The organism is Micromonospora sp. NPDC005413, from assembly GCF_040606435.1.
Classification (GTDB): domain Bacteria; phylum Actinomycetota; class Actinomycetes; order Mycobacteriales; family Micromonosporaceae; genus Micromonospora.
The window spans coordinates 330574-354192 of record NZ_JBEXEV010000003.1 but is presented as its reverse complement, the minus strand read 5'-3'; the positions used below and the strand labels follow the sequence as shown (position 1 = coordinate 354192).

Annotated in this window: 25 protein-coding genes; 5 read left to right on the top strand and 20 right to left on the bottom strand. The window is 69.3% G+C overall.

Annotation, left to right across the window (positions count from 1 at the left end; all coding sequences use genetic code 11):
- Positions 1–9: 9 nt before the first annotated feature.
- The 8 genes from ABZS37_RS07420 to ABZS37_RS07385 all read right to left on the bottom strand — a co-directional run bounded on the left by ABZS37_RS07420 (position 10) and on the right by ABZS37_RS07385 (position 6196).
- The gene (locus ABZS37_RS07420) at positions 10–1320 is read right to left on the bottom strand and encodes a radical SAM protein (RefSeq protein ID WP_355166490.1); all 1311 of its coding nucleotides are present in this window, start codon (positions 1318–1320) and stop codon (positions 10–12) included.
- A gap of 59 nt (positions 1321–1379) precedes the next feature.
- Positions 1380–1784 (bottom strand): superoxide dismutase, Ni, encoded by a 405-nt coding sequence (gene sodN, locus ABZS37_RS07415; RefSeq protein WP_355166488.1) that lies wholly within the window; start codon positions 1782–1784, stop codon positions 1380–1382.
- Positions 1785–1923: 139 nt separating this feature from the next.
- Entirely contained in the window at positions 1924–2601 is a 678-nt protein-coding gene (locus tag ABZS37_RS07410) for an HAD-IA family hydrolase (RefSeq protein ID WP_355166486.1), read from the bottom strand.
- A 45-nt stretch (positions 2602–2646) separates the two neighbouring features.
- Positions 2647–3453, bottom strand: coding sequence for an inositol monophosphatase family protein (locus ABZS37_RS07405; RefSeq protein WP_355166484.1), 807 nt, complete (start codon positions 3451–3453; stop codon positions 2647–2649).
- A 140-nt stretch (positions 3454–3593) separates the two neighbouring features.
- Positions 3594–4109, bottom strand: coding sequence for a hypothetical protein (locus tag ABZS37_RS07400; protein WP_355166482.1), 516 nt, complete (start codon positions 4107–4109; stop codon positions 3594–3596).
- A 134-nt stretch (positions 4110–4243) separates the two neighbouring features.
- A complete protein-coding gene (locus tag ABZS37_RS07395) occupies positions 4244–4960 on the bottom strand; it encodes an NAD(P)-binding domain-containing protein (protein WP_355166480.1) in 717 nt (238 codons plus the stop codon).
- Between the two features lie 38 nt (positions 4961–4998).
- On the bottom strand, positions 4999–6030 hold the full coding sequence (locus tag ABZS37_RS07390) for an LLM class flavin-dependent oxidoreductase (RefSeq protein ID WP_355166478.1): 1032 nt from the start codon (positions 6028–6030) through the stop codon (positions 4999–5001).
- A complete protein-coding gene (locus ABZS37_RS07385) occupies positions 6023–6196 on the bottom strand; it encodes a hypothetical protein (protein WP_355166476.1) in 174 nt (57 codons plus the stop codon). Before ABZS37_RS07385 ends, ABZS37_RS07390 begins: the two co-directional genes overlap by 8 nt.
- Positions 6197–6591: 395 nt before the next feature.
- On the opposite strand from ABZS37_RS07385, the gene ABZS37_RS07380 reads away from it, so the two are divergent.
- Complete coding sequence (locus ABZS37_RS07380) at positions 6592–7077, top strand: MarR family transcriptional regulator (protein WP_355166474.1); 486 nt, start codon at positions 6592–6594, stop codon at positions 7075–7077.
- A gap of 25 nt (positions 7078–7102) precedes the next feature.
- Here the strand turns inward: ABZS37_RS07380 and ABZS37_RS07375 are convergent, their stop codons facing one another.
- Complete coding sequence (locus ABZS37_RS07375; protein ID WP_355166472.1) at positions 7103–9535, bottom strand: DUF4132 domain-containing protein; 2433 nt, start codon at positions 9533–9535, stop codon at positions 7103–7105.
- 1 nt (position 9536) lies between these two features.
- Positions 9537–9929, bottom strand: a complete 393-nt coding sequence (locus tag ABZS37_RS07370; protein WP_355166470.1) for a hypothetical protein — start codon at positions 9927–9929, stop codon at positions 9537–9539.
- Between the two features lie 77 nt (positions 9930–10006).
- Here ABZS37_RS07370 and ABZS37_RS07365 point away from each other — a divergent pair, with 77 nt between their 5' ends.
- On the top strand, positions 10007–11152 hold the full coding sequence (locus ABZS37_RS07365; protein WP_355166468.1) for a sensor histidine kinase: 1146 nt from the start codon (positions 10007–10009) through the stop codon (positions 11150–11152).
- Complete coding sequence (locus tag ABZS37_RS07360) at positions 11149–11838, top strand: response regulator transcription factor (protein ID WP_355166466.1); 690 nt, start codon at positions 11149–11151, stop codon at positions 11836–11838. Before ABZS37_RS07365 ends, ABZS37_RS07360 begins: the two co-directional genes overlap by 4 nt.
- Before the next feature lie 15 nt (positions 11839–11853).
- Here the strand turns inward: ABZS37_RS07360 and ABZS37_RS07355 are convergent, their stop codons facing one another.
- The 4 genes from ABZS37_RS07355 to ABZS37_RS07340 all read right to left on the bottom strand — a co-directional run bounded on the left by ABZS37_RS07355 (position 11854) and on the right by ABZS37_RS07340 (position 14650).
- On the bottom strand, positions 11854–12291 hold the full coding sequence (locus tag ABZS37_RS07355) for a DUF6223 family protein (protein WP_355166464.1): 438 nt from the start codon (positions 12289–12291) through the stop codon (positions 11854–11856).
- A 233-nt stretch (positions 12292–12524) separates the two neighbouring features.
- Positions 12525–13151, bottom strand: a complete 627-nt coding sequence (locus tag ABZS37_RS07350; protein ID WP_355166462.1) for a class I SAM-dependent methyltransferase — start codon at positions 13149–13151, stop codon at positions 12525–12527.
- A 47-nt stretch (positions 13152–13198) separates the two neighbouring features.
- A complete protein-coding gene (locus ABZS37_RS07345; RefSeq protein WP_355166460.1) occupies positions 13199–13687 on the bottom strand; it encodes a nitroreductase/quinone reductase family protein in 489 nt (162 codons plus the stop codon).
- 198 nt (positions 13688–13885) lie between these two features.
- Positions 13886–14650: a hypothetical protein gene (locus ABZS37_RS07340; protein WP_355166458.1), complete on the bottom strand. Its 765-nt coding sequence runs from the start codon at positions 14648–14650 to the stop codon at positions 13886–13888.
- A 350-nt stretch (positions 14651–15000) separates the two neighbouring features.
- On the opposite strand from ABZS37_RS07340, the gene argS reads away from it, so the two are divergent.
- The gene (argS, locus tag ABZS37_RS07335; protein WP_355166456.1) at positions 15001–16719 is read left to right on the top strand and encodes an arginine--tRNA ligase; all 1719 of its coding nucleotides are present in this window, start codon (positions 15001–15003) and stop codon (positions 16717–16719) included.
- Positions 16720–16739: 20 nt separating this feature from the next.
- Here argS and ABZS37_RS07330 read toward each other — a convergent pair whose 3' ends face one another.
- The 5 genes from ABZS37_RS07330 to ABZS37_RS07310 all read right to left on the bottom strand — a co-directional run bounded on the left by ABZS37_RS07330 (position 16740) and on the right by ABZS37_RS07310 (position 21598).
- Positions 16740–17081, bottom strand: coding sequence for a metalloregulator ArsR/SmtB family transcription factor (locus ABZS37_RS07330; RefSeq protein ID WP_088947102.1), 342 nt, complete (start codon positions 17079–17081; stop codon positions 16740–16742).
- Positions 17082–17305: 224 nt separating this feature from the next.
- Positions 17306–18499: an endo-1,4-beta-xylanase gene (locus ABZS37_RS07325; protein WP_355166454.1), complete on the bottom strand. Its 1194-nt coding sequence runs from the start codon at positions 18497–18499 to the stop codon at positions 17306–17308.
- A 420-nt stretch (positions 18500–18919) separates the two neighbouring features.
- Entirely contained in the window at positions 18920–19750 is an 831-nt protein-coding gene (locus ABZS37_RS07320) for a PIG-L family deacetylase (protein WP_355166452.1), read from the bottom strand.
- Between the two features lie 4 nt (positions 19751–19754).
- A complete protein-coding gene (gene prfH, locus ABZS37_RS07315; protein WP_355166450.1) occupies positions 19755–20414 on the bottom strand; it encodes a peptide chain release factor H in 660 nt (219 codons plus the stop codon).
- The gene (locus ABZS37_RS07310; protein ID WP_355166448.1) at positions 20411–21598 is read right to left on the bottom strand and encodes an RNA ligase RtcB family protein; all 1188 of its coding nucleotides are present in this window, start codon (positions 21596–21598) and stop codon (positions 20411–20413) included. The genes prfH and ABZS37_RS07310 overlap by 4 nt, the downstream gene beginning before the upstream one ends.
- 172 nt (positions 21599–21770) lie before the next feature.
- Here ABZS37_RS07310 and ABZS37_RS07305 point away from each other — a divergent pair, with 172 nt between their 5' ends.
- The gene (locus tag ABZS37_RS07305) at positions 21771–22301 is read left to right on the top strand and encodes an adenylate kinase (RefSeq protein WP_355166446.1); all 531 of its coding nucleotides are present in this window, start codon (positions 21771–21773) and stop codon (positions 22299–22301) included.
- 108 nt (positions 22302–22409) lie between these two features.
- Here ABZS37_RS07305 and ABZS37_RS07300 read toward each other — a convergent pair whose 3' ends face one another.
- Complete coding sequence (locus ABZS37_RS07300) at positions 22410–23585, bottom strand: ice-binding family protein (RefSeq protein ID WP_355166444.1); 1176 nt, start codon at positions 23583–23585, stop codon at positions 22410–22412.
- Positions 23586–23619: the final 34 nt, after the last annotated feature.

The following is a 23619-nucleotide window of genomic DNA, read 5'->3' as shown; positions in this document are numbered from 1 at the left end:
GCGTACCCGTCACGAATGTGCCGCTGGCAGCGTGTCCATGAAGGAGCTGACCGAGAAGACGGCCCGGCCGGGTCCGGCCGGGCCGTATCCGGGTGGACTGGACAGGCCGTGGGCGTCCATGGTTGCCCGGTAGACCTCGAGCAGCCGGACGTGGTATTCGAGCGGTGCTCCCTCGGGGTTGGCCCGGCCGAGCGGCGTGGTGGGCTCCGGGCACCAGGTGGTGAACCGCGGTGTGATCCCTCTCGACATGAAGTATCGAAGTCCTTCGGCGGTGGAGTCGATCGCCTCGCTCACGGTTCGGAAGCCGTGCGGGGCGGCCATCTCGATGCCCGCCACGAAGTTCGGGATCACGTTGCGTGGGCCGAACACCTCGGCAGAATCGAGGATGCGGCGGTGCCATTCCTCCCTGCCGACGTACCGCTCCTTGCCGGGGCAGTACAAATCGAACAGCCGCTTGTCCCACACCTCGTAGTTGGGGTGGTAGATGCGGATTCCGTAGTCGTGGAATCGTTGCACGTCGGCTCGGGGCAGCGCCTGGGCGACGACCTTGCCGATCCACCGCCCCGGAAACCGCTCCTCGATCGCCTGGGCGTACCGACCGTAGAAGTCCGCCTCGGCCAGCCCTCCGACCTGCGAGGTGATGCTGCCACCGGTGAGGGTGTATGCCTGTGAAGCCCGGTCGGTGTCGTGCCGGTCGATGATCTCCAGAGCCTCCAGCACCTCGTCAACGGGCTTCACGCCGGTGTAGGGGCGGCCAGCCTGCTTGTGCTGCCGCCAGTTGTGGTTGATGTCGCAGAACTGGCATTCCTCTTTGGCGCCGAAGTATTGGCAGACCCGGAACGCGGTCAGGTAGATGAGATAGCCCCACTGAATTGTCGGAGCGACCTCCATCACCGACTTACCGTTGGCGAGCGTCTCGCGGTAGTACGCCGGCATCGGAGGTAGTCCGACATCGGCGACCGGCCGTCCGTCCAGGAACAGGCGCAGCCGTCCGTCGCTGTCGGTTCGGACCCGGTACGGCGAGCTGGGGTTGGTGCGGACCGAGACGACGGTGCGGCGCAGCTCGTACGGCCCCCCGCTGAGCACGATCTCCTCCGGCGGCCGGCGCAGAGCGGCCGTCCCCAGCTCCGGCAGCGTCCGGTGATCGAAGGAGAAGATGAAGTACGACTTCGGCTTGATGTTTCCGTTCTCGTTGTCCGTCAGCGCCGCGTCGTCGAAGGCCAGTCCGCCGCGAAGCAGATCCTCCTTGAGGACCGCCTCTCGCGGCACCTGCGGGAAACGGCTCATCAGTTCTTCGATGAGGTGGGTGCGCGACGCCATACGGGCCTCCTGGACGCGGTGAACCGAACCGGGTGGCAGCACCACCCGGTTCCGGCGGATCAGCTCTGCTTGGTCTCCCAGAAGATCTTCGAGATCTCCTCGATCTTCGTGAGGAGCTGCTCCGCGACGGTCGGGTCCGCGGCTCCCTTCGCGCCGCCGGCACCGGCCAGCTTGGTGGCCTCGTTGAAGAGTCCGTGTAGCTGCGGGTACTTCTCGAAGTGCGGTGCCTTGAAGTAGTCGGTCCACAGGACCCAGAGGTGGTGCTTGACCAGCTCGGCCCTCTGCTCCTTGATGATCAGCGATCGCGTCCGGAACTCCGGATCGTCGCTGGCCTGGTACTTCTCGGAGATTGCCTTGATCGACTCGGCCTCGATGCGGGCCTGCGCCGGGTCGTAGACGCCGCAGGGGAGATCGCAGTGTGCGCTCACGACGGTGCGCGGGCGGAGAAGGCGTGGCAGGTGCATCAGAATCCCTCCGACAACAATGATGAGGTGACGAACTCCTGTGCGTGCCAGGCCAGCCGCTCGTCATCCGGTCCATGGAGAGTCTCGCGGCGAGGGCGCGACTTGATCCACACGCTGACGCTAGAACCTCAACCGCACTTCAAGTCAAACTGCTCGCGGGCGGAGCCAGTCTGGCGAGGAGTGCGTCCAGGGACAGGTCCGCGGCACTGGGCAGCAGGAGATCCGCGGCCGTGAAGCGGCCGTGGTCCGCGTGCGGGTTCGGTACCGCCACGCAGCGGAGCCCAGCGGCGTGTGCCGCCGCTACGCCGTGCGCGGTGTCCTCGAACGCGACCGCCTGCTCCGCAGGCAGTCCGAGTCGATCCAGCGCCAGCAGGTAGACGGCTGGATCCGGCTTGTGCGCAGGCACTTCCTCGCCGGTTGCCAGCACCTCGAACCGTGCCCGTAGCCCTGCCTGATCCAGCAGTGCGCCGACGTGTGTGATGGGGGAGCTGCTCGCCACGGCGAGCCGCAGCCCCAGCTCTGCGGCCCGGTCCAGCCACCCGAGGATGCCGGGTGCGGGCTTCAGCGCCGAGTTCAGTTCTGCTCGGTACGCCATTCGCAGCGCGTGGCTGGACGCGCGCTCGTAGGCCGGCCCGACCACCGCTTCGAGCGCGGTGTAACGCGCCTCGTTCGCATCGCCGCCGTGGTCGGCGAAGAAACCTGTGGGATCGAGCAGTAGCCCATGCCGCCGCCACTCCCAGCGCCAGCTCTCCAGCAGCGTCGTCTCGGTGTCCATCAGCAGACCGTCGAAGTCGAGGATCAGCGCCTTGGTCGTCACACCGGCCAGTATCCCGGTCCCGGCCGCTGTGCATCCGAAGCCGGCTCACTGCCTCCTGACGTGCTGATTCCGGATGAGAGTCAGCAGGGCGGCATGCGTCCGCTCGTCCGCGGCCACGACAAGACCGTCCCCGCCAGCGTCAAGCGGCCGGCCGTCGATCCCGGTGACCACACAACCGGCGGCCTGACAGAGGGTGATGCCGGCCGCGAAGTGAACGCTGTCCCGGAGACGGTGGCCGTCCGTGACGTAGGCGGCGCGGCGGCCGGCAGCGACCCAGGCCACGGCCAGGGTGGTGGAGACCACCCGTGGGCGGAACTGCTCGATGAAGCCGTCGTCGGCGAGCATCCGGGCGGCCAGGAAGACGTCCTTGTTGGGGAATGGCGGGTCGAGATTGACATCGACCAGCCTCGACTCGGCCGACGGGGCAAGTCGTTCGTCCGTATCACCACGCCGGACATACGCGGCGGTGCCGTCGGTCCAGAACACCTCACTGGTGAACGGGTCCGCCGAGGCGGCCACGTCCACGTGTGTCCCGCTTCGCAGAGCGACGTTGACCGAGGTCAGCATGCTCCGCACGGCATAGTTCAACGTTCCGCACAACGGATCGACCAGCCACATACGTCCGTTCTCGCCGGAGCCCGTACGGCCGCTCTCCTCACCCAACATGACGTCGTCCGGACGCGCCGCGCGCAAGATGTCGAGGATGGCCTTCTCCGCCTCGACGTCGGCGGTGGTGGCGAAGTCGTCCCCGATCTTCATGAAGCGTGTCAGCGATGATCCGTAATGAGAGCGGACGACTGTGGCTCCGGCTTCCGCCGCCTCGATGGCCAGCGCATGGTCTCTGATCGACATGCACAAACCTTAGGAGCCACGCCAGACCGGCGCCATCTCGTGCGGCGCCGCCGGCCCCTGGTCGCGGCCCGCCGGGCAGACGAGAGTGCAAGCGACATCGGTGTACGCCTGGCCTGTCGCAGGTCACGCCACGGTGAGGGTCAGTCTGGCAGCTCGATGATCGGCAGGTGGCTGACGACCGCCGTCATGATCATTGGAGCGTCGCCGTCGCACTGGTTGACCGAGACCGCGATCCACCGGCCTTCGGCCGCCGTCGGCCCCCAGACCGTCAGGTCGCCGTAGCAGTCCATGTCGCACAGCGATTGAAACAGCGTCGGCATGGGTTGGCCGGCCTGGTCCCGAAAGAGCGGTACGCGCATGGAGACCTGCCGGTGCGGGCCCCACCGGTGGTCGAGCTCCCGTACGACGAGGGCCAGGTTCGCCTCAGCGGCTTCCTCCGCCCGGTTCCATTCGGCCTCGTACACGCCCGTGAGGTCTTCGCTCTCCCAGAGTGGCGTGATCCGAAAGCCCTCGCCCCGGGTGCCGGTCCACTCCCCGGTGGTCGGATCCCCCTCGGTGACCGGCGCGCCCTGTGTGGGCAGAGCCGCGGCGAGCATCGACTCGATGTCGGACACGGCCCGACGGGTCTCGAACGCCTCACCGGCCCGAACAGTCATCGCACGCCTCGTTCCGCCGTTCGCAGTCTGCACCACATCTGTCGCACGCCTGCCCCCTCAGCCTCCGGCCCTCGATCATCGCCCAAATCATCGTTGGTGAGCCAGGGTTCGAGGTGGACGTGCCGTCTCCTGGCCTATGCCGCTTCGTCTGATGTCGAGGCTCGGGCAGAGGCAATGATCCGTCCACGCTCCGACTCAGAAAAGCGGTCGAGCATGGCACGCACCTCGTCAGCTCTCACGTTGGCCCCGAACAGCTCGCTGCCCGGTTCGAGCCGTACCCCCTCGGCGAGAGGGCCGGCGACGACCGGATCGAAGCCGAGCGCGTCAACGAGGGCCGCGACCGCGGTGAGATCAGCGGGACCGTCGCCAGCTATCGCGATGGCCTTGCGGCCGGCTGCTCCAGCTGGCCGCGCCTCGTCCTCAAGATCGTGGTAGCCCATGTGGTTGAACGCCTTGACGACGTGGGAGTCGGACAGGAACGCCTGGACGATCTCGCTCGACGAGGTACCCGGGTCGGTGAGGTCATCGCGAATGCCGTCGATCTCCCACCAGTAGTTCATGGCGTCGACGACGAGCTTGCCGTGCAACGCCTCGACGGGAAGGCTGCGGTACTTGCCCAGCGGAAGGGCGAGGATGACGATGTCGGCGCCAGCGGCAGCGTCAACCGCGGTGGCTGCTGCCGCTCCCGGTGCGAGCACCTCGACGGTGAGGGCGATCTTCGCCGGGTCGCCGGATCCGGCGACCAGCACCCGATAGCCGGCGGCGACGGCGAGCCGAGCGAGCACCGTGCCCACCTTGCCGGCCCCGAGGACACCGAGGGTCTGGGGCCGGCTCCGGTCGTTGTCGTTCATGACTTCCTTCCGGTGCTAAAGGTGTCCGTTGGCGTTGTTCAGCTGGCGAGGATGTCACGGACCATGGGGACCACCTTGGAGCCGTACAGTTCCACCGCCCGCAACCGGGCGCTCACCGGCTGCGCTCCGGCGGAGTAGATGAGGTCGAACCTGCCGACGCCGAGACTGCGGATCGCGCGCGCCATCCGACGGGCCACGGTCTCCGGTGAGCCGATGTAGAGGGAACCGTTCTCCACCTCGGAGTCGAACTCCTGGCGGCGGATCGGCGGCCAACCCCGCAGTGCGCCAATCCGGTTCCGCATGACCCGGTAGTGCGGCCAGAACACCTCCTTGGCCTCCTCGTCGGTGTCGGCGATGAAGCCTGGCGAGTGCATCCCGACCGGGTGCGCGGTCGTGCCGAGCTGCTCGGCGGCCCTCCGATAGAGGTCCATGTAGGGCGCGAAGCGTTCGGGAGCACCGCCGATGATGGCGAGCATGAGCGGGAGCCCGTACTGGGCGGTACGCACGACCGACTGCGGCGAGCCTCCCACGCCGACCCAGGTGCTCAGGTGCCCCGATTCTGTCTTCGGGAAGACGTCGGCGTTGTCCAGTGGGGCACGCAGGGTGCCGCTCCAGGTGACCGGCTTCTCGTCCAGCAACTTCACGAACAGCTCGATCTTCTCCTCGAACAGCGTGTCGTAGTCGCGCAGGTCGTAGCCGAAGAGGGGGAACGACTCGGTGAACGAGCCGCGACCGAGGATGACCTCGGCCCGGCCGTGCGACAGCGCGTCCACCGTGGCGAAGCGCTGGAACACCCGGACCGGGTCGTCCGAACTCAGCACGGTCACCCCGGAGGCCAGGCGGATCCGCGAGGTACGGGTGGCGATTCCGGCCAGCACCGTCTCCGGAGTCGACACCGAGTACTCCGGCCGGTGGTGCTCGCCCAGGGCGATGACGTCGACGCCGAGCTCGTCGGCGAGCACCGCCTCGTCGACGACCTGCCGGATCGCCGCAGCGTGGGAAACGAGCTTGCCGGCATCGTCCTCCGGCACGTCGCCGAAGGTGTCGAGGCCGAACAAGAGATCAGACATGGGTGGGCTCCTTCGCCAACAGCTCCCGGACCCGCGGCGCGACCTCACTGCCCAGCAGTTCGATGGTGCGCGCGCGTGCCTCGCGGGGCAGGTGCATGATGTCGTACTTCAGATCGAAGCGGCTCAGCCGCAGGTCGCGGGCGACCGTGGCGATCTTCCGCGCCACCGTCTCGGGTGACCCGACGAAGAGTGCTCCGCGGGCGATTTTCGACCTCTTGGCGCGGGCGGTCCGGTTTGTAGAAGCCGCGTTCCTCGGCGAGCCGCGCCACGACCGGCTCCCAGTACCGCCACCACGTCTCCACCGCCTCCTCGTCGGTGTCTGCGACAAGGCCGAGTGAGTGCTGCCCGATTGGCTGCAGGCTATGCCCGAATTGTTCGAGGGCCTTGGTGTAGAGGTCGACGTGGCCGGCGAACCGCTGGGGTTGAGCCCCAGCTCGAAGCCTGCCGCTGCCATCGTTCCCTCCTCGGTGCTCCGCGCCGTTGACCCACGGGAGCGGACCTACCGGTTGACGTGTCAATGATGTTAACTTGGCGATTGACACGTCAATTCCAGGAGATGACATGACGGAGGCCACACCCGGGCGGCGGGGAGGACGCCAACTCCCGACCGCCGAGGAGCTACGGATCTGGCGGGACTTCATCGAGACCACGGCAGCGCTCGGTTCCCGGCTCGAGTCCCGCCTGCAGAGCGACTCCTCGCTGTCGACGGGGGACTACGCCGTACTGCTTGCTCTCAGTGAGGCGCACGGCCAGGCGATGCGTTCTTCCGACCTCGCGTCACACATCGGTTGGGAACGCAGCCGGCTCTCCCACCACCTGGGGCGAATGGAGCGGCGCGGCCTCATCCGCCGGCAGGAGTGCGCAACTGTTCCCCGAGGGGCGGAGGTGCTGCTCACAACGACCGGAGCCGAAAAGTTCCGGGGAGCCACAGTTCCGCACCTGCGCGCCATTCGTGAACTCTTCGTCGACGCCCTCACGCCCGAGCAGATCCTCGCGGCGGGCGAGATCGCAGCGGCACTCAGAGCGCACCTCGACGTACTGCGCTAGGAATGATCACCATGCGCCTCTTCGGTCATCCGGCGAGTTGCCGGAGCACGGTGGTGTCGGTGATCGTGTCGTCGGCGGCGAGCAGGATCGCCTTCGACAGGATCGTCGACAGCATGGGGTCGTCCTCGAACGGCAGGTGGAGCCGGCCGGTGCGGTCGCGCGCCGGGACGATGCACAGGTAGGCGTCGTTGGGCTCCATCATGATGGTGCCCGAACCGAGGTGGATCCGATAGGTGCGGATGTTTCCACGGACGTGCAGGTACCGGTCGGAGAGATCCACCCGCTCGGCGATTTTCGTTCGCGGTAGAAGCCGAGCCAGCGCGTCCCGGCGTACCTCCGCTGACGGGGCCAGTGCCGCGCTGACCGTGCTGTGCCAGTAGGCCTGGAACCGATCCTCGCCGCGATCGGCCCACTGTGGGTCGGTGGCGATCGACGTGACGCCGACGAACAGGTCCACGTCACGCATGGCCTCACTGAAGACCAGCGGTGGCACGTCGACGGCCGTCGCCGGCCGCCAGTCGGTGCCATCGCGCCGAGCGAAGCGCACCTGGTCCGTGGAGCAGTATTCGACGTCGTAGGTGGACGGATCCGGGTTGTCGACCAGTTGGTGGTGGAAGGACGCCCGCCACGCACCGCCTCCGAGGAGCTTGGTGGCCTCGCTGTCGTAACCACCATCCCAGGTGCCGAGGTAGCCGGTCTGCCAACCCCGCGTGCGCATGAGGGCGTTCGCCTGGCGGTAGCGCAGGATGTGGGCGGCGAACCGGTTGGAGTAGAGGTGTGTCCCCTCCTCGGCGGGCGTGACCAGGTAGACCTCACGGAAGGCCTGTTTGAACGGTTGCGTCAGTGCAGTGGCGAGCACGTGCTCACGCCACGCGAGGACCTCGTGCGTTGTCGCGCGGGCGGGATGCCACAGCCTGACCCGGTCGCCGGCAATGACCCGGCCGTCCCGATCGACAATCGTCCAACCGTCGTTGTCCCGTCGGGGCAGGCCCGTGGACCAGAGATGGCCGTCGGTGCTGGTCTCCCAGAGCAGCCGTCGCCCGTAGGTCCCGGTGATCGGGTGTTCGAGGTATCGCGACGACCAGTCCGCGTACGACCAGGTGCGCTCCTCGGACAGCAGCCCCTCCACCCGCTGGCGCTCTGCGGTCATCGTCGCGCCAACGCGTTTGACGAGGTCACGCAACTGCTTGAGCTCGTCGCCGTACGCCTGCTTGACCTGGCTCGGGACGCTCTTGAGCGGGGCAGCGTCACGAGCGAAGGTCAGTCGCGCCTTCTCGCCGGTGACGTGGACCGTCGCCTCGTACGGCCCAACCTGCGTGCAGAGTCGCCCCTCGGGGCTGAGCCCGTGGTCGTCGATGGCGAGTTCCATCACCTCGCTGAGCGACCACCCGCGCAGCGCGCCGATGCGGGCCAGTGCGGTCTGGACGCGGCTCTGCACCGCCTTGTTCTTGACCGTCACGGCCAGCCTCGCCAGCGTCCGCACCGGCACCTCGCCGCTCCGGCCCGCGAGCAGTTGCACCGCCGCGACAGCCGTGCGTTGGGCATTGGGGAAGCCCGACGCCTGTGGCGGTGCCGCCGCCGCAGCGGCGGTGACCCGTGCCAACAGGTCAGTCGCCGACTCGTCGGGCTGCCGCGACAGCGCCCACGCCAGCCCGCGCAGGAGGCGGTCCGAGTCGTCGTGCAGGCGCCGCCCGTACGCGGCGAATGTTTCAAGGACCGACCGGACGGCCTCAGCGCCGCCCGGCGCGGTGGCGAGGAACTCGTCGAGGCGCCGTTGCCATTTCACCGGTGCTGCCGGCTTTTCCAGCGAGGCGCAGTGCGCCAACAACTCCGGTACGCCCGGCGCGGAGAGGACGCCACTCATCTCGGCACGGACGAGCGGCCCGAACCCGTCTCCACGGTGGAACAGCCATGACGGCAGACGACGACCGGTGGCGCGATCGAGGGCCGCGCCGAGCAGTGCGACGGCACGTCGTCGAGGCTCCGCCGCGATGAAATAGCCGCTGGTCAGTTCGCTGAAGAGGGCGTCGAGGGCCGGCACCAGACCGGCCAGCTCGGTGGGCGCCAGGCGTGCGGCGATCACGGCCGGCAGCTCCAGGTGAGCACCGAGGTCGTAGAAGTCTCCGCGCGCGACCACCTCCAGACACCACACGAGGTCCGCCCGCGTCCAGGGCAGGTCCCCGTCGGCCAGACTCCGCACCACATCGTTGAGCCCACCAGGATCCGAACTGGCCACTGACTCGCGGTGCATGGCCAGCGCCGCGCTGCGGCGCTCCTCGGCCGGCCACGACCCGACGGCGGTCCACTCCGGCACGTTGGTTACCGAAAACCTCCAGTGGTAGGTGCTCGCGCTGTGCAGAACAGCTCTGATCCGAGCATCGGCCTCGGTAAGACCGGTCTCCACGTCTCGTCGGTCCGCATCGGTCAGGCCGGGGAGGAGTTCGGTCCAGTCACCCATGTCAGCCACCTACCAGCGGGACGAGTCGCACGAAAGCCACGTCCGGGTCGGCGAGGAGGTCGATCTCCTCGTCGAGGTCCTCGATCTGGCGGTTGCCGACCAGCAGCAGGAAGCCGTTGCGGGCGAAGGCGGCACAGGCCGCGTCCGCCTGCTGCTCCCAGTCGAGCCGCCGGCCCCGGGCGACCCGGTAGCCGTTCAACGTGGCCTCCGTGTCGGTCGGCTGCACCGGCCCGCGGAAGTGCTCGGACCGGTGGGAGTTGAACCTCGCGACCTCCTCGCGTACCCGCAACCGGACCAACTCCCGAGCTGAGATGCGATCTGGCAGGCCGGTCAACGGCCAGTGGTCGATGGCTTTCCCGGTCGCTGTCTCATCCCGCACAATCGCCGTGGCCATGCCGCCATGCTCCTTGCCTTGAGGTGAGCGGCATCATGGCACGGGCATCCGACGGATCTGGGGTTAGGCTTCGGCGTATGTCAGGGTCGCGGTGGCGTGGCCGGACGGCGGACACGGCTCTGGTGCTCGCCGTCGGGTTGGTCGCCCTCGTCGGCCTGGTGGTGCAGTCGCGTGGCATCGACACCGCCGCCGAATGGGCGGCGCTGCTGGCGGTGCTGGCTTCCGCCGGTGCGCTGTGCTTCCGCCGCCGACATCCCGTGCCGGTGGGTGTGGTGGCGCTGGCTGCCGTCGGCGCGTACGGGGTGTTGCTGCACCAGCCCGGCCCGATCATGCTGGTGTTCGTCGTCGCGCTCTACACCGTTGTCGACGAGGGATATCTCTGGGTCGCCATCGGGCTCGGTATCGCCTCGGTGATCGCCTTCGCCGTCGCGGACAGCGACAACCGATCCCCGGAATCCATGAACGGGGCGACGCTGTTACACGCCGGTTGGCTCATCGCGGTGATCGTCGGTGTGACCCGCAACCGTCGGGCCTACCTTGCCGAAGCACAGGCCCGGGCAGTCGCCGCCGAGCAGCGGGTCGAGGAGGAGGCTCGGCGACGGGCCACCGAGGAGCGATTGCGCATTGCCCGCGAGCTGCACGACGTCCTTGGCCACCACCTCTCGTTGATCAACGTGCAGGCCAGTGCCGCATTGCACCGGCCGGATCCCACCCGGTCCGAGCAGGCGCTCACCGCGATCAAGCAGACCAGCAAGGAGACGCTGCGTGAGTTGCGTACGACGCTGGGCGTGCTGCGGCAGGAGGGCGAGGCGCCGACCGTGCCCGCGCCGGGCCTGGACCGTCTTGACGATCTGATCGCGACGGCCGGGCAGTCTGAGTTGAAGATCCGCACCGAGCTCGCCGAAACCCGGTCGCTGTCGCCCGAGGTCGACCTGGCGGTGTACCGGATCGTCCAGGAGGCGCTCACCAACGTGGCCCGGCACGCGGGCGCCACCGCCGCGGTGGTCCGGGTTCGGCCCGACCACGACGACGTGCTGGTGGAGGTGGAGGACGACGGCACCGGAACACCCGGGACGCCCGGCAGCGGAATCCTCGGCATGCGCGAGCGAGCCCGGGCGCTCGGCGGTTCGCTGACAACGGGTGCACAGCCGGACGGCGGCTTCCGGGTCTGCGCCCGACTGCCGTTGCGGCCCGTCCCGGCGCAGGCGGGGGAGCCGGCGTGATCCGGCTGCTGCTCGTCGACGACCAGACTCTGGTACGCGCGGGCTTCCGGTCCATCTTGGAGGGGGAGGACGGCATCGAGGTGGTCGGCGAGGCCGCCGATGGCGCCGAGGCGGTGCGGCTCGCCGGGCAACTGCGGCCGGATGTCGTCCTCATGGACATCCGGATGCCCGTGCTGGACGGCCTCGCTGCCACCGGGCAGATCGTCGCGAGCTGCGAGGCCCGCGTGATCATCCTGACCACGTTCGACCTGGACGACTATGTCTACGCCGCGCTGCGGGCCGGCGCGAGCGGGTTCCTGGTCAAGGACACCGAGCCGGCTGAGTTGATCCACGGAGTGCGGGTGGTCGCCCGCGGTGACGCGCTGATCGCGCCGTCGGTCACCCGTCGGTTGATCGCCGAATTCGCCGCTCGGGCCAGACATCCGGACCCCGGGCCGCGACTGAGCGTGCTCACCGAGCGGGAGCGTGAGGTGCTGGCACTTGTCGCCGCAGGCCTGTCGAATGACGAGATCGCGGCACGCCTGGTGCTGAGTCCGGCCACCGCCAAGACGCATGTCAGCCGTATCATGACCAAGGCGCAGGTTCGGGATCGAGCCCAGTTGGTGATCCTCGCCTACGAGGCCGGCCTGACTGTTCCCGGCTGGCTCGCGCGCTCCGACGCCCGTCTGCGGGTGACGGAGCTGTAGCCACACCGCGACCGCTCAGGCGGCCAGCCGGCCGTTGCGGCGGGAGCGGACCAGTGCCAGCCCACCGAGGACCACGCCGACCAGCCCGACCGCCAGGGCCACGAAGGCACCGCCTCGCCCGTTGCCCGTGCCGATACCACTGTCGGACGTGGCCACCACCACCCCACCGAGCGCCATGCCGGTCAGCCCTGTTGCCAGGGCCAGGACGGCACCGAGTCGCCCGGTGCCGGAGCCGGTGCCGAGGCGACTGGCGGGGCGGGCCAGAGCCAGCCCACCGATGACCGCGCCGACCAGCCCCAGCAGGGCGGCCACGCTGGCACCGAGTCGCCCGGAGCTCATGACGAGAGCCGTGGCGGCGCCAGGCTGGGAGGCGTGTGCGGCTGTCGGTTCGGCCAGGTCGATCGCCCCGAGCGGGGCGGTTACGGCCGCGGCAAGCAGATGCTGGATGGACATCGCGTTTCCCTTCGATCGTCTGACGGGTACAGCCGGCAGCGTATGTACCGGAGTGCACCCGGGTCGTCATGCCGGGGATGTCGATGGGCCTACCACCCGGGATGTACCGGTCGACGGCGTCGTACTGCCGCAGTTGTCGTCCCGAGCTTCGATGCGCCTTCAGCCGCTGACCCGTGTGGTGCCGGTCAGGGTCGCAGCCAGAAGACATCCCGAAGGACTGCGTTGCGAGCCCTTCAATGGGCTCTGGCCAGCAGGAACGCCTGATCGTCGCGCTCGGTGCCGCGAGCGCGCCGTACCAGGCGGCACTCTTCTCGCAGGCCGGCGGCCTCGATCTCGGCAGCGACCTGGTCCGCCGTGTAACGGTGGCGTTCAAGGTGGATCTCGTGCCCGAAGCGGCGGTACGCCGCACCCACGTCGCACGAACCCTGACCTGCCTGAAATCCGACGAGCAGATGGCCGGATGGGCGGAGGACACGGGCCGCCTCCGCGAAGATGCCCGCCTGCCCGGTGGGAGGTGTGTGGATGGTGGAGTACCACAGCAGCACACCGGCGAACTGGTCGTTGCGGTAGGGGAGGGCGGCCAACGAGCCGACGGTGAACGTCAGGTCGGAGTGGTCGCGTCGGGCCATGGCGACCATGCCCGGAGACAGATCGACCCCCTGCATTAGACACCCGCGCTCGGTGAGGTACCTGCTCATCCGGCCGGGGCCGCACCCGGCGTCGAGGACCCGTGCGTCGCCACCCGACGTTACCGCCTCCGCGAACGCGTCGATCATGGCGAGGTCGAGTGGAGCCTCGGCGCGCGTGTCCGGCAGATAGGCGGCGTAGTCCCTGGCCACCGTGTCGTAGGCACGTCGCACGCCGCGGAAGTCGAGTGGATCTGCGGGCGAGGAAGTCACGGGCCGCATCATTGCACCGGCGAGGCACCACCCGGTCTGGGCTCCAGCACCACCACTGCGGTTTCCGACGGCCTCCGCGTCGCGTGGAGCGCGATGTTCGCGTCGACCTCGCACCAGCGTGCCCACAGTCGCGGTCGCTCGCCGTCGGTGGCGGCGCGCGCGTGTACCAGTCGTCGCCCGTCGACCAGCTCGATGGACGCGCCCGGATGGGCCTGCAGGTTGAGCCACCAGGCCGGCTCACCCGCACCCCACCCGTTCATCGCCAGCGTGACGAGGTTCGGGCCATCCTCGAGGTACCCGACGATGACGCTGCGCTGTTGACCGCTGCGGCGGCCCGTAGTGGTCAGCCGCAGCGTGCCCCACCCGCTCGGGCGCGGACGCCACAGCCCGAACCGGCCGCCCGAGACCCGGTACATGCCGCGATGCACCGACCAGGCCAGACGGATGAACCAACGCGGCGGAAGCTTCGGCATCTTCGCCCCTGGACCGTCCGACATGATGACCTCCTACACCTGCGACGTGCTGCGGTCGTGGTGAGTCGCGGCTGCGGGCTCATGGATCGGGATCACAGTCTCCGCTGTGGGTGCCGAGCGCATCCTGTTGTCCATGATCTGACCTTGGACCGGACCGTTCGACTGAGTCCGCGAATCACCGCCGATGGCGCGAAGGTTGTCCTGCGGCGAGATCGACGAGGGCTACCGCTGCCAGGCGTCGATGGTTCGTACGCCGTCGCGGAGGGCACGGTCCATGATGGCGGGGTTGCCGCTGGTGCCCTCCCACCCCTGGTCGTGGAACACCGTCACCGCGGTGTCGACGCGTGCCACGGCGATCTGGGTGGACGCGTCGCCGCCGGTGCGCTCTCCGTTCAGGCTCGTCTCGGCCCACGTCAAGGTCAGCAGCAGCGCCTCGTCGCCGACATCGGGCAGGGCCTGGCCCTTCACGGTGACGGGGTTTCCGGACTGGTCGTAGGAGGGGCATGCCTCCACGGCGGTGCGGAGACGTCCCATGTACCCCGAGGCGCCGTCGCCGTCGAAGGTGAAGATCGTTTGGTGGATCATCCCCTGCGGCACGTTGGTCGGTGGCTCGTCAGCCTTCTTGTAGGTGACGGTCATCGCCGCGCTCGCGGTGACCTGTCGGCCTCCGGTGCCGAACTCGTTGCCACACAGTTTCGGCAGGGCATCCGCGACCGGCGTGGCCCGTCGCGGAGATTTTCGCAGCTCGGAAGGCAACTCGACGAAGGCCGACGTCGGGATGGTCGCCTGGGTGCTCGCGCTCGGCGATGGTTGGTCGGTCGGGTTCGTTGATCCCACTGCGGTCGTCGGCGCCGTGGTCGACAGGGCTGGGTCGGGCGAGTCCTCAGCAGCGGTGCAGGCAGTCCCGAGTGCGATGGTGCCGAGCAGCGGGATCAGCGCAAGCAGCCTTCGCGTACGGGCGGACGGTGGCGGTGTGTGTCGGCTCATGATCACCCCTCGTCTATCCCTGGGCAGTTCCCTCCGACGAGCCGTCCGAAACGACCCTGGGCAGCCGCCGGTCGCCGAATGGTGCTGTGGGAATCGGGGTGTCCCCACATCGGCCGGGCCGCTAGGCTGCCCGCATGATCAGCGTGATCGCTCAGTGCACCGGGCCGTCGTGTGACGTCCAGGTTGGTGCGCGGCGACGCCGGCGATCCGTCGCCCGCCCGCGCTGACCTGTTTCCTGCGACCGGCGGATCGAGCCGCCGGTCATTCGCTGGTCGTCCTCGGTCCGCCCGCATCTCCCCCCTTTCAACGGCTCGCGTGACAGCGCGGTTCCGAGCGAGATCGGCGTACTCATGGATCTTGAAAAGTTGTTGTCCCACCGGCTGGCGCCGGCGTTCGCGGCGGTGGCCGGCGGACCGGTCGACCCGCTCGTGCGGCGGTCGCCGCGCGCGGACTTTCAGTCCGACGCGGCGCTGGCGCTGGCCCGGCGGCTCGGCCGCCCGCCGCGCGACATCGCCGCCGCGGTGCTGGAGCGCGCGGTGCTCGACGACGTCTGCGCAGAGGCGGAGGTCTCCGGGCCGGGTTTCATCAATCTGACCGTTGCCGACCGGGCACTGGCCGACCTGGTCTCCGGGCTGGCCGACGACGCCCGGTTGGGCGTGCCGCCGACGGCGGCGCCGCAGACCGTGGTGGTCGACTACTCGGCGCCCAACGTGGCGAAGGAAATGCACGTCGGGCATCTCCGCTCCACGGTCATCGGTGACGCGGCGGTTCGGCTGCTGGACTGGCTCGGGCACCGGGTGGTGCGGGTGAATCACCTGGGTGACTGGGGGACACCGTTCGGCATGCTGATCGAGCACCTGGCCGACCTCGGCGAGGCCGGGGCCGCGCACGAGTTGTCGATGGGCGACCTGGACACCTTCTATCGGGCGGCCCGGGTGAAGTTCGACGCCGACGAGGCGTTCCGGGAACGGTCGCGGCTGCGGGTGGTCGCGTTGCAGGGCGGCGACGAGCGGACACTGCGGTTGTGGTGGCTGCTGGTGGCGCAGTCCGAGCGGTACTTCCTGACCGTGTACGACCTGCTCGACGTGACGTTGTCCGGGGATGACTTTCGGGGCGAGAGCGCCTACAACGACCTGCTCGCGGGCGTCGTCGACGACCTGGACCAGTTGGGGCTGCTGGTGCCCAGCGGTGGGGCCGACTGTGTCTTTCCGGCCGGCTTCAGCGGTCGGGACGGCGAGCCGTTGCCGCTGATCGTGCGCAAGAGCGACGGTGGGTACGGCTATCCGGCCACCGATCTCGCCGCGCTGCGGCAGCGCGCCAGCGAGCTGGGCGCGACCCGGCTGTTGTACGTCGTCGGGCTGCCGCAGCGGCAGCACTTCGCGATGGTGTTCGCTGTTGCCCAGGCGGCCGGTTGGCTGTGCCCGCCGGCCCGGGCCGAGCACCTGGGCTTCGGTTCGATCCTCGGCGCCGACGGGCGGATGCTGCGCAGTCGGGCCGGCGAGTCGGTGAAGTTGGTCGGGCTCCTGGAGGAGGCCGTTGCCCGCGCCACCGAGCTGGCCCGGAGCAGAAACCCGGAACTGGACGCCGAGGCCGCCGCCGAGATCGGTCGCGCCGTCGGCATCGGCGCGATCAAGTACGCCGACCTGTCCACCGATCGGACGAAGGACTACGTCCTGGACTGGGAGCGGATGCTCTCCCTGGACGGCAACACCGCGCCCTACCTCCAGTACGCGTACGCCCGTATCCGGTCGGTGTTCCGGCGCGCCGGAACGGCCGCGCGGCTGGACACGCCCATCGTGCTCGCGCAGCCGGTGGAGCGGGCGCTGGCGGTCGAGCTGCTCGGCTTCGGCGGGGTGGTCGGCGAGGTGGAGCGGAGCCTCGAATTCCATCACCTTGCCGGTTACCTGCACCGGCTCGCGACCGCGTTCAACGCGTTCTACGAGCGTTGCCCGGTGTTGCGTGCCCCGGACGAGCTGCGGGAGAGCCGGCTGCTGCTGGCCGAGCTGACAGCCCGGACCCTGCGGCAAGGGCTGCACCTGCTCGGCATCCACACCCTTGAGCGGATGTGACGGGTCAACCACCTGCTCGATCAGCGGGCCTTCTTCGTCGCCCGCTTTCGGGGCGGCGTCAACAGGTCGGCGATCTGCGCGATCGCCGCGGGCACCAGGCGGTAGTACGCCCAGACCCCGCGCTTGTCGCGCTCGAGTAGGCCGGCCTCGGTGAGAATCCGAAGGTGATGACTCACGGTCGGCTGGGAGAGATTGAGCGCCGCGGTGAGGTCACTCACGGACGCCTCACCTTCCGGCGCGGACTGGATCAGGCTGAGCAGCCGGAGACGAGCCGGATCGGCGAATGCCTTCAGCACCCCCGCGAGCCGCTCGGCATCGGCCCGCTTGATTGGATCGCCGGTGAGCGGCGAGATCGCAGGCATGGCAGTTTTCGCAGTTCCCACGCCTGCCATAGTTACACCAACACCATCAATAAGCCGGTAGAACCGGCACCAGTAATCCGATGGCGTCCGTACGGCTGGCTAAGACGGCTGAACGTGAGTCGATCCTCGACGTCCGTGGTGGCGTACGGGCCGTGTGGGGCTTCGCGGAGCCCCACACGGCCCTACTACGGTGTACGCACCGTCGGACCAGCCGAGCCTTCGGGTCAGCGGCGCGGTTTGGGCGTGATGCGCGGCAGGACGTACGGCGGTCCAGCGAAGATCAGGTCAGACTTCAGCTCGTGGTATGCCCGCTTGGGCTGGTAGTTCTCGTCGTAGATGGTGGCCAGGCCCTCCGGCGGGTCGTCGAACCAGCCCGGCACCCAGGAGTGATTGTCGCTGAAACCCCAGACCGTGTACGACAGGCAGCTGCGTACGGCGAGGCACGCCTTCATCAGCACGCTGAAGTTGGCTGCCGACGCCTGCAGTCGGGGGTTGATCTCCTCCGAGTCGCCGGCCTGGACGGCCTCGGTCATTCGGCTGCGGACGTCGACCTCGGTGAACGCGGTGGCGACGCCGAGCCCGCTGAACTTCTTCAGCGCGGCGGTCACCTGGAGGGTGTCGTAGTTGCCGTACTGGGTGCCCAGGTGGCCCTGGGAGCCGACGCCGTCGATCGGCACGCCCTGGGCGCGCAGGCCCTTGGTCATGTCGTAGACGAACTGGGTCTTGTCGTTCGCCGGGTTGCCGGAGCCGAATGCCTCGATGTTGTAGTCGTTGTAGAACAGCAGGGCCTTGGGGTCGGCGGCGCGCGCCCAGCGGAACGAGTCGGCGATGTAGCCGGGCCCGAGGTTCTGCGCCCAGAAGCCCTTGTAGTGCAGGGTCGACGGGGTGTCCCACGGGTCGCTGACCGCCTCGTTGACCACGTCCCACTGCCAGATCTTGCCCTTGTAGCGGCTGGCAACGGTGGTGATGTGCTTGCGCAGCAGGTCGCGTAGCTCCTGCTTGCTGATGGAGCCGTCGGCGACGCCACTGGTCAGCCAGCCGGGAAGCTGGTTGTGCCAGACCAGCACGTGGCCCCGCACGCTCTGCCGGTTGCGCTTGGCGAACTCGACGAGCTGGTCGGCCGCTGCCCAGTCGTAGGTGCCGCGGGTGGGCTCCAGGCTCTCCCACTTCATCGCATTCTCGGCCGTGACCGAGGAGAACTCGGTGGAGGCCAGCTTGCGGTACTGCGGGTCGCTGGCGTCGTTGAGCGCCTCACCGCTCACGGCGGTGCCGATCTGGAGGCCGTGGCGCTGGCCGAGGGTCGCGAGGCTCTGCGCCGTGGGGTCGTACGGCCGGCTGGCGGTGGCCGGCACCGTGTTCAGGGCGGCAACGGTCGCGACCGCGACCGCGCTGACGGTCATCCACTGTCTCAGCTTCATGTGCCTTCCTTTCCACACCATCGATAGACATGTGTCAATCAAGAAGTTGAGGGTCCGGTGTTGGCGGGTGCTGATCGGGGGGTCGGGGCGGGGCGCCCGGGGGTTCGGCCCGGTCCTGGGTGGAGCCGGTAGTTCCGGCCGGAAACCGGAAACTTGCTCGAAACGTTAAGGTGGTCGATGCGTGGGCGTCAACGCTGAAAACTTCCGGAAATTGGTCATATGAGCTGCGGAACCCCTCGCATCCCGTCAGCGAAACTTCCGAAGGCCCGCGGCATGGCGCCACCCTCAGGTCGAACCGGTACCGTCCCGCGCATCATCGGGGCAGCCCACGCTGGCCTACCTCGCGGCGGGCGATCGAGGGCTGCCCGGCTACGTGAAGGGCCTGTTCGTGGCGGGCTCGGCGGTACTGACCGTCAGAAGTCAGCGCAGGCCGGCGAAGAGGTCGTCCTCGGGCGTCGGCGCGCCGGTCCGGTCACGGACCCGCAGGAAGGTCTCCACGCCCATCAGCTCAGTGAACCGCTCCTGGCCCAGTTGCAGGAAGAAGATGTTCTCGGTCTGACTGGCATGGGTGGCCAGCGCGTCGAACTTCTGCGCGCCGTAGCTGCTCGTGTCCACCCAGGTGGTGATCTCATCGTCGGGCAGGCCGAGCTGCGGCCCCGGCTCCGCCGCCGCATCCGGCTCGGCCCACTCGACGCCGAGCTCCTGCATGATCCGGCCCAGCTGCTCGAACGCCGTGCGCGGCACGGTGGTCCAGTACACCTTCGCCGGGATGTCCGTCATCTCGACAGCGGCCATGGTGATCCGATGAGCCTGGATGTGGTCCGGGTGGCCGTAGAAGCCGTTCTCGTCGTACGTGACGACGACGTCTGGTTGGTACTGCCGGATCAGCTCCGCGAGCCGGCCCGCCGCCTCCGCCACCGGCGTTATCCAGAACGCGCCGGGCAGATCGTTGGTCGGCCAGCCCATCATCCCGGAGTCGCCGTACCCGAGGGTCTCCAGGTGGGTGACCTTCAACGCCGCGCAGCTGGCCTCCAGCTCGGCCTGGCGCATCGCCACGACAGCGGCCGGGTCGTGCCCCGGGTCGCCGGGCTTGACCCCACCCGGGCCGTCACCGCACCGCCCGTCGGTGCAGGTCACGAGCACCGTCGTGATCCCCTCCGCCGCGTACCGGGCAAGGACGCCACCGGTGCTCGTCGCCTCGTCGTCCGGGTGGGCGTGCACCGCCATCAAGGTCAGAGGTCGCTCAGCCATGCCATCACCCTACGAGCCGCCGGGCGACCTTGGTTCCTCGCGGGTCAGGAATGCCGTCCGGGCGTTCCACCCGGACGGGGTCGCCGCGGACGAGTTCGTCGTGGATGCGCCACCGGGCGGTGGTGACGGCACGCCGCGCCGCCTCGTCGCCGTGCTCGATGCGTTGCCGCAGCAGTTGCAGGGCGATACGACGGTTGAGGCTGAACTGCCGCTCCTCGTCCACCACGACGACGATGCCCGAGGGGCGGTGCGTCGCCCGTACCGACGTGCTGGCCTTGTTCCGATGCTGACCGCCCGGCCCGCCGGTACGGCAGGCGACGATGTCGACATCCGACTCCGCGAACGTCGTCGGCGGGGCGTCGAGTTGGGGCTGCCGGGCGGTGACGTACCAGTTCTTTCGGCCGGCGCTCGCCCGGTACGGACTGGGGGCCTGCCAGCACAGGGTCCCGGTCCAGGAGCCGGCGAACGCCTCGGCGCCGGCACCGGAGATCTGGATGAGCACCGATCGGTAGGTGCCGGGTCGGTCACCGGGCACGGCCTGGATCTGCTTGACCGTCAGACCGTGCCGGGTGCCGTCGGCGGTCAGGCGGCGCAGTAGCTGGGCCAGCGCCCAGGCGCACTCCTGCGGGCCACGCCCGGCGGACAGCATCAGGTGCACGCTCATGACCGGCCTCGCCGGCCGCGGTGGTCCCGCCGGTCCCGTCGCGGCGCGGACCCGAGGTCGGGCGTCTTGTAGGTGACCAGGGGAGTCGTGCTGACCACCGGCGTGGCCAGTCGGTGCTCGACGAGGTCGGCGATCACCTGCTCGATGCGCTTGTACGCCGTGGGCGCCTCCTCGAAGAGCAGTTGGCGGTCGCCGCACACCACCAGCGAGCCCACCGGCGTGCGGCGTAGCTCCTCGACCGTGTGCTTGGCCCGACCCCGCCGCAGGGCGTCGGCGCGCGACATCTTGCGGCCGGCGCCGTGCGCCACGGAGTGGTTGGCGTCCGGCCCGGCGTGCGCGGCGACCAGGTAGGACGCGGTGCCCCGCGTACCGGCGATGAGGACGTCGCGGCCGTCACCCGGCGCCGCGCCCTTGCGGTGCAGGTAGACCCCGTCCCGGACCTCGACCAGGTTGTGGCACTGATCGACGATCGGCTCGGTGGGCTCGGCACCCAGCGCGGACGCGACCCGGGCGGCCAGCACCCGGCGGTTGAGCGAACCCCAGCGCACCGCTTCGTCGTGCATCGTCAGGTATGCGGCGGGATCGGGGGCGGCGCCGGCGCCGTGGACCTCGGTGTGCGCCCGCAGGATCCGCTCGCCCAGACCACGGGAACCGCTGTGCACGATGAGCACGAGATCGCCGGCGTCGAGCCCGAGACGCCCCGCGTGGGTCGAGTCGAGAACGCTGCCGACACTCGCCAGCTCGACGAAGTGGTTGCCCCGGCCGACCGTCCCGAGGCCGTCCAGGTGGCCGGCGGGAACGTCGCCCTTCAGAACGGCCCAGGCCGGGTCGTCGGCGTCCTGCTCGGGGTCCAACGCGCGGTCGAGGTCGGGGAACCGGGAAACGAGCCGCTCGGGTACGGCGCGCTTGAGCTTGATGGGGAACACGGCGATGCCGCAGCCGATGTCGGAGCCCACCAGGAACGGGTACAGCACGGTCGACGCCATCGCCGCACCGATGGGCGCGCCCTTGCCGGGGTGCAGGTCCGGCATCGCGGCAACGTGGATCATGCCGTCGAGGGCGGCCACCTGCTGGCACTGCGCGAGCGCATCGGACTCGATCCAGCTCGCGGGGGAGGCGAACACCATGACAGTGGCAGGGGTGGACGGGGGCAGGGACTCCCGAGGGGAGTGGTGCTGGGACAAGGACGCTCACTTCTCGCTGAGAACGTAGGAACGGACGGCATCACGGCCACCGGGAGGCGTCACCGGTGGCGCGGAGCAAGGGGGTGGAGTCCGTCAGTACGTCATGGACGTCACTCTCGCGGAGCCCGCCGCACCCCACAAGCGATTTTTTCTCGCGACGTACGCTGCCGCGATGAGCGCACCGCGTCGCATCCTGGTCTACGGGGTGTATGGCTCCGGCAAGTCCACCCTCGCGGCGCGGCTGGCCGAACAGCTCGGGCTGCCCTGGTATCCGGTGGACGATCTGCTCTGGCGGCCGGGCTGGGTCGAGGTGCCGGTCGCACAGCAGCGCAGCCGGATCGAGGACATCTGCCGGCGGGACCGTTGGATCATCGACGGGGCGTACCACGGCTGGCGGGACGTACCGTTGGCTCGTGCCGACCTGGTGGTCGGCCTGGACTATCCACGGTGGCGTTCCTTCGGGCAACTGCTGCGGCGCACGGCTCGCCGGCTGGTGACGGGCGAGGAGATCTGCAACGGCAACCGCGAATCGCTGAGCAGTGTGCTGTCCCCGGACTCGATCCTGGTGTGGCACGTCACCGCGTTCGGCCGGGCCCGGCGGCGGATGCGGGCCTGGCAGACCGGCTCGTCCTTGCCGCCTGTGGTGTTGCTGCGCTCGCCGGCGGACCTGGATGCCTGGCTGGCCGGACTGCCCCGCCAGTGAATCCGCGCGAACAGCCGTCGAGGGAGTCGGTGAGCTATTGGGCTGAGGGTGGACCGAATGGTGAGTCCCGGAAGGGCCCGGCCGGCAGGTCGCCGGCCGGGCCACCGCTCAGGACTCCTGGTTGCGACGCCGCGTGAGGAAGAACACGAGCGCGCCCAGCACGACCATGACACTTCCCATGCCCGTCATGGCCGGAACCACGTTGCCGCCGGTCACCGGCAGGATGGGTGTCTTGCCGCCACCAGGGCTGCCGGGTGCTCCAGGGCTGCCGGGTGCGCCGGGGCTGCCGGGTGCGCCGGGGCTACCTGGTGCGCCGGGGCTACCGGGTGCTCCGGGGCTTCCCGGTGTTCCGGGGCTTCCGGGTGCGCCGGGTGCTCCGGGGCTACCGGGTGCGCCGGGGCTACCTGGTGCTCCAGGGCTGCCGGGTGTGCCGGGGCTTCCGGGTGCTCCGGGGCTTCCGGGAGCGCCGGGGCTGCCGGGTGCTCCAGGGCTACCGGGCGGGCCGGATGGTCCCGGCGGGCCGGTTGGCCCGGGCGGGCCGGTCGGCCCGGCGCACACCGGTGCGGTGATGACGTTGGTGTCGAGGGTGACGGCGGCGGTTCGCGCCAGCGCGCGGCCCTGGAGGGTCGCGCCCGTGGCCATCGTGATTGCCGCCTGGGCCATGATGGTGCCCACGAAGGTGGTCCCCGTGCCGATCGTCGCCGAGCTGCCGATCTTCCAGAACACGTTGCAGGCTGAAGCACCGTTGATCAGGACGACGCTGCTGTTCGACGCCGTCGTCAGCGAGGAGTCGACCTGGAAGATGAACACGGCCGACGGGTCGCCCTGGCCGTTCAGCGTCAACGGCCCGGTGAGCTGGGCGGCCCCGATCCGATAGACCCCGGCGTTGAGCGTGTTGCCGCCGAGTTCCGCGGGAAGGTTGGTGAACGGGGTCCGGCCGGCGGCGTCGTTGAAGGCGATGGTCAGGTCGCTCTGGGCCTGGAGAGCGACCGCGTCGCCGAGGTGGACCTCGCCGCCGATGGTTGCCGTTCCAAAGCCGGACGCGGTGTTTCCCGGGAACCGCCCGAGACTCTGGGCCAGGAAACTGGGGCCGGTGTTGGTGGGCTCGGCCCCGGCCAGGACGGAGAAGTCAGCTGCCGTCCCCAGGTTTACCGGTGCCTCCTGCGCATTGGCCGCAGTCGAGCTGAAGAGCAACAAGCTGGCCGCCACGGTGGCGGCTGCGGCAGCCGCGAGCGCCGGCATGACCGCCCGCCGCCGTAGGCGAAGAATGGATTTAGCTGTCACAGAACACCCTCCGTGGGTACTACTCGCAGGAGAC